Here is a 1,082-nt window from a genome sequence, read left to right as displayed (position 1 = left end):
CAAGCCGTCTCCCTGATAATTGACTTTGCGTAATTGCTGGCTGCGGCTGCAACCACAACTCATAAAAATCGACCTCCTTTAAAAATAATGCAGTCTCTATGATAATTGCTCTCGTTCCGTGAGTCCTGCTCGCGGGTAAGCTAAACTTCAGGTATGCTTTATGTCTATAAATATTCCTGAAAAAGGCGTCTTTACCTTCTGAATTTTTTGACATCTTCATTAGGAATCTTGTCATCTTGTGGGAAACGAAAGGCCATCTTGTCTTATTCTCTACAATTTTGTCATGAGCAGGATAGGATTTTCCTGAATTGTACTCCGCACCAATTGCACCGATTAGATTATCTGGCAATAATCGCTAACCGTTCCGTTCTATTACATATCCGTCTTCTATTCTTCCATCGCATTTTCATGTCAATTTACATACACACTCTCGTTATAACCTAAAAAACCTAGGAATTTTAAGACTTTCATCAAAATAGTTACATTATATTAAAATTCATATGATTAGCCATTATTACAACTGGATTGACCTGGAGCTCCTTAATAATCCTCAGCATTACCGGAACTATTAATAGCCCAGTGTTACATTGTCCAAAAATCCTGAACATACAGCAATAATAACGCTTAGAGCAATCATTAGCTTTATGGGTTACCATCAACCGTCTTGGCAGCCCAAATAGCCAAAAACAGGAATAGCCCTGAGGTCTATTTTAAAAACCTCCCTATATTAGCCCAAAAGGCTGTGAGGTTTCCCCCGCAGCCTTCCTTGCCTTGTGATGCATTCTGTTCCGGCTTTGCCATTGAATCCATGCGGCATTACCATCCTTAGGGCTAATAACTAATATGGTTCCCTACTGGGCAAAGGTTGCCAAGAAGTACTATTTTACCAATGCTGCTAAGAATTCTGCTTCTTCGGCGGCGCTCATTTTGTAAGTATGCTCCGCATCATCCGGGAATTGTCCCTGCCGGACTTCCTCGGTATATGCTTTAAAAGCGTTGGTCAGGTGTTCGCCAACATTGGCGTATTTCTTCACAAATTTCGGCGTAAAGTTATCATACATGCCAACCATGTCGGCATAGAT

2 protein-coding genes are annotated in these 1,082 nt (G+C 40.9%); both read right to left on the bottom strand.

Features of this window, described 5'->3' with window-relative positions:
- Window positions 1-349, bottom strand: a 349-nt coding sequence (locus GT1_RS22460) for a hypothetical protein (protein WP_223226444.1), incomplete at its 3' end; no start/stop codon positions are given.
- A gap of 529 nt (window positions 350-878) precedes the next feature.
- A partial coding sequence (locus GT1_RS21850; RefSeq protein ID WP_188400493.1) for a 3-methyl-2-oxobutanoate hydroxymethyltransferase occupies window positions 879-1,082 on the bottom strand: 204 nt, incomplete at its 5' end.

Origin of the sequence: Sporomusa sp. GT1 (assembly GCF_014634905.1) — a bacterium.
Taxonomy (GTDB): domain Bacteria; phylum Bacillota; class Negativicutes; order Sporomusales; family Sporomusaceae; genus Sporomusa; species Sporomusa sphaeroides.
Note: the sequence above shows the minus strand (reverse complement) of the source record. Positions and strands in the feature narration are given on the sequence as shown.